Source organism: Methylocaldum sp. (assembly GCF_039794385.1).
In the GTDB taxonomy this organism is placed as follows: domain Bacteria; phylum Pseudomonadota; class Gammaproteobacteria; order Methylococcales; family Methylococcaceae; genus Methylocaldum.
Genome location: NZ_JBDIVO010000385.1, coordinates 1 through 4,065, shown reverse-complemented (window position 1 = coordinate 4,065; position 4,065 = coordinate 1). Strand labels below are relative to the sequence as shown.

The following is a 4,065-nucleotide window of genomic DNA, read 5'->3' as shown; positions in this document are numbered from 1 at the left end:
CGGTTGGCGAACTGGTAATAGGTGTCCGCCATGGTCCGCCGGCCGGCTTTGTTGCCCACCCAATGGGTGAGGATCGGCGATCGCCGGATCGCGTCGAGGTGATAGCCGAGATTGACCAAGCTCTGCGCCTCGCGCGGGGCGACGATGCCCTCTTCCTGGTCGGCGTTGGTGGCCAGTTCCTTCAGGAGATAGAGCTCCTTCACCGCGGTCTTGCCCGTGCGGCGGGAGGAAAAGTCGATCGTCGACTTGTGTTCGTCCATCTCCAGGCATTTCAATACCTGGATCGGATCCAGCTCCACGTTGTGCACATGCTTGTGCCACAGCGCATGATCATGCGCGTACCGCATCACCTCGCGCTCGGCGACGTTCTGGAGCTGGACGCGTTGGGCGGAGGAGATTCTGGACATTTACAGCGTCATGCTGTTGTAGTCTCTGCCTGGCGCTCCGCTTCCCGCTTGGCCTGGATTTCCCTTTGAGCTTTGATCATCTTGGTGCGAGGGAGATCAAAGGTATTCATAATTTCTCTGTCCACGGTTATTCCTGGGATCATTTCCATGCCCTGAGCGAAATATTCCCGCCAATGCACCGTATTCGATCCTTCCATTGGCTTGTTTATGTCGAGAATGATCATTCCGCTGCCTGAACGCGGCTTGAGATGGGTCACTGCGAAGTTCAGTCGCTGCGCGAGAGCCAGTGCTATGTTTTTCCAGTCCGGCTCTTTTTTATCTGGATCGCTCATGATTCCCCCATTGCAGCGTCATGCCGATAGCATGTCGGTCAACTCGGATCGTTCGTCAGCATGTCGCAATCGATCCAGTCTAATGACATTCGTTTTGCCACGAAATTTCACCGTTGCCGCCAGTTCCGAAATGGCCACAATCTTTCCCTCACGGGTGGTCATTCGAATGGATTTCCCGTTCTGGCAGACATGAGTCCATTTAACACGGTCGTCGATCTGAAACGCTCTCATAGCTCTTACCTCACTCTGGTTTCTGCTCAATAGTCACCGGATCGCGCCGGCTGTTCTCGATCAATTGCTGCAACCGGTCCAAGGTTTCCGCCTGCCGGCGCTGGAATTCGAGGGCCTCTTCGCCGCGCTTGGCGTCGTCATCCAGATGGCCCCGAATGAGCTGCTCTTCCTCCTGTATTTTCGGCGTCATGCCGAGATCGGCCAGCGCCAGATTGTTGCGCGCAACCAGATCGGTCAGCACGCGCAGCAAGGGATGAGCGTTGAGCTCCATTAGATAACGCAAATCGCCGGTTTCGGGGTCGATATACTGCGCCAGGCGGACATTGCCGTCCTTGTCGCGGTCCCACTGGGGCGACTTGATGGCCACGCCATCGGCGAGAATCGAGTGAATCATCCGGTTTGCCAGCGCCCTGAGCTTGGCCTGCAGGTCGGCGTGGTACCGGTTCAGTAGCGTCGGGTCTTTGTTTTCGAACGCGACGTGGTGGAGCATGAACAGCTCCAACTGTTTCCGGCATGGAATCACGATCGCTCGTTCGGCAAGAGGCTTCATCCGGTCCGCGTCCACGTCAGCCCGGCAATCCATGTGAAATTCGCAGCTTTCGCACTCCGGATACCGGCCCGGCTTGGCCGGGAAGCAGGTCGCAACCTCCGAGCGAAGGCCGTGCTTCATCGCGTTGAAGCGATTCCGCTTGCCGAGCTCGACATAGTCGACGTTCTGCAAGTTCTGGGTGACCTTGGCGATGCCTTCCGGCGTCTTCGGCCCGCTCTGGCCCTTCGCCAGCGACGCCATCAGCGCCTGCTCCCAGCTCGCCTGATGCGCCTCGCCGTGCCCGCACTTCGGACACGTCGCGAAGTACCGCCAGGGGTGATACGGCTTGTCGGGCGCCGGCTCGACCCGGTCAGGCGCGGCCGAAAACCGCCAACGGCACTCGCCGCAAACGAAACTGACCTGGTCTAACGGATTGTCGGACTTCATGGCGCCAGTTTAAGGCCCGCTCGTCGCGCGGCAAACCGGCCGCCGCGCCGCGAAAAATCGCGACGGGCGAAGCTGAAACGTCCAGCGCGTGCAGATTAGCAGGTACCCACCCCACCCCGCCGATACACGCCCCAGCCCTGCCGAGCCCCCACCCTTCCGTGATTCCGTCCAAAAGAGTTCGCTTTTCGTGATCGTCGGACGCCTGCAGGCCTTGAACCACGCGGTGCCGTCTCTGAGATAGTTCGCCTTTTGAGATAACGCGAACCGCCGTAGAGAGGCGAAACCACGGAATTTGATTTACTGTATTAGCGTTGTCTAATGCAGTACACCCCAACGTCAGCAGCGGCCTTGGAGGGCTGAATACAAAGGGGGGCGGGCCGGGGGATTGCTTTTCCGAGCGCCAAACAGGTTAGGCTAGCAATATGCGTGCCTTAAATGTTATTTCGAGAGGCGGCGGGCGAGCTGGGTGACGGGCGTCTGCATCTTGGTCAACGGGTTGGCCTTATCGACGACTCGAGTCAGCTTGCGAATGGCGGTGTGGTTGTAGACGTCAACGGTGTCGGCCTTCTCATGTCCCAGCAACACCTTCATATCCAGGATGTGAGTATCCTCCTCGGCCAGCTCGGTCCCGTAGAGGTGGCGTAGCGCGTGAGGGTGGCAGAGCTCGCGGGGCAATCGGGCGCGCTTGCCGTACATGGCGATCATGTCCTGGACCGATCGGGGCGCCAGTCGGCGGTTCTCGCCGTAATATTCATGCGCCGGCACAAGTCGGTTATTCAGCGAGACGAACAGCACCCGATCGCCATTGGGCAGGTTACGATCGATCTTCGCGAGATCCGGATGCCCCAGGTACGCTCTTATAAATAAGCGTACCTCCTCGGGCGCCGGGACCATACGCTCTTTTTTCCCTTTCTCCAGAACGCGCAGCTGCAAACGCTCCCGGCCTTTATCGTCTTGCAGCCAAATCAATGACGATTCATTGAGCCCGCACAGACCGGACAATCTGAGACCGCACCCCATCAGCGTTGCGATGATGGCCGCATCGCGGATCCCCATCAGCGATTCGAGATCCGGCTCGATCAGCAGCTTTTCCGCCTGCTTCAGCGTCGGAAATCTAGGCAGACGGACCCCCGCTTTCGGATATTCGAGCAGCTCGGCCGGGTTATCGGCCCGAACCTCAAACCGGAGCATCCAGGCGAAAAATCCTTTCACGGCGCACACGGCCGCAACCCGCGAGCGCGGACACATGCCTTTTTCGAACAGGTGCACGCCACAGAAATCAACCAGATCATCGGTCACGGCCGACATGTGATCCTTCTCCCGCTCGGTCAAGAACAGCTCCAGTCGATGCAGATAACCGTCGTACTTGGCGATCGTCGCCCTCGACAGTCCCTGGTTGCAGCTCTTGTATTGCAACCACTGCGTCACCGCTTTGGAAAACCGGGTTTCGCCCGCGTCGTCCTCGTTCATATCGCCTCCAAAAATCATAAAAGTATGGGGGGCTTCGGAAAAACCTAACCGGCCTAATCAGGCCCACCTCACGAAAAACCTTTCCGTACAAACAACAGCTTACAACAGAATTTCGGTTAGGTTTATTTCCTAACCTAACCGAACTAAAAACTTACCGGATTGATTTTAAAGAACTTTTTTTTCGACAAAATTAGGAACACTCAAAATTAATAAAACCTAACCAGTTAGGTTTTGGTTAGGTAAAAGTTAGGTTTTTGTGTTTGTCGTATATCGCTGATTATAAAAGCGAAAATGGCCATTTTTAGGGGCCGGTTAGGCCGGTTAGGTTTTTCCGAAGCCCCCCTTACTTTTTATTTTTGCCGACCTTGAGGAGAAAAAGAGCCCTTATTCCTTTAATTCGTCAGACTTCAACCGTTTCTTTCAGACACAAAAAAGCCCCAGGGCTTGGGGCTCATGTTGGGCGGGAGAGTGATCAGCTCGGCGGCCATATCTGCCAGCGCAGCGGAGTTAGATAACGCACGTATCCTGCCCCCGCTACCACCGTTATCTGACTCAAAGCGGCGCAGCCGCCCTTGAGTTCTGCCCACAATACGCCGTTCTCCGGCACCAGCTTGATATCTTCCCCTAGAATGCTCCTGAGCGCTTCGCG

General features: G+C 56.8%; 4 protein-coding genes. All 4 read right to left on the bottom strand.

Going from position 1 to position 4,065, the window contains the following annotated elements:
- Positions 1-407: hypothetical protein (locus ABJK70_RS21225; protein WP_347259040.1), on the bottom strand; the 407-nt coding region annotated here is incomplete at its 3' end.
- An 8-nt stretch (positions 408-415) separates the two neighbouring features.
- Positions 416-739: a hypothetical protein gene (locus tag ABJK70_RS21220; RefSeq protein WP_347259039.1), complete on the bottom strand. Its 324-nt coding sequence runs from the start codon at positions 737-739 to the stop codon at positions 416-418.
- Positions 740-980: 241 nt separating this feature from the next.
- On the bottom strand, positions 981-1,946 hold the full coding sequence (locus tag ABJK70_RS21215; RefSeq protein WP_347259038.1) for a hypothetical protein: 966 nt from the start codon (positions 1,944-1,946) through the stop codon (positions 981-983).
- A gap of 438 nt (positions 1,947-2,384) precedes the next feature.
- On the bottom strand, positions 2,385-3,416 hold the full coding sequence (locus tag ABJK70_RS21210; RefSeq protein WP_347259037.1) for a tyrosine-type recombinase/integrase: 1,032 nt from the start codon (positions 3,414-3,416) through the stop codon (positions 2,385-2,387).
- Positions 3,417-4,065: the final 649 nt, after the last annotated feature.

Coding starts and splice junctions, on each gene's coding strand:
- ABJK70_RS21220 (WP_347259039.1), bottom strand. CDS start 739: ATGAGCGATCCAGATAAAAAAGAGCCGGACTGGAAAAACATAGCACTG.
- ABJK70_RS21215 (WP_347259038.1), bottom strand. CDS start 1,946: ATGAAGTCCGACAATCCGTTAGACCAGGTCAGTTTCGTTTGCGGCGAG.
- ABJK70_RS21210 (WP_347259037.1), bottom strand. CDS start 3,416: ATGAACGAGGACGACGCGGGCGAAACCCGGTTTTCCAAAGCGGTGACG.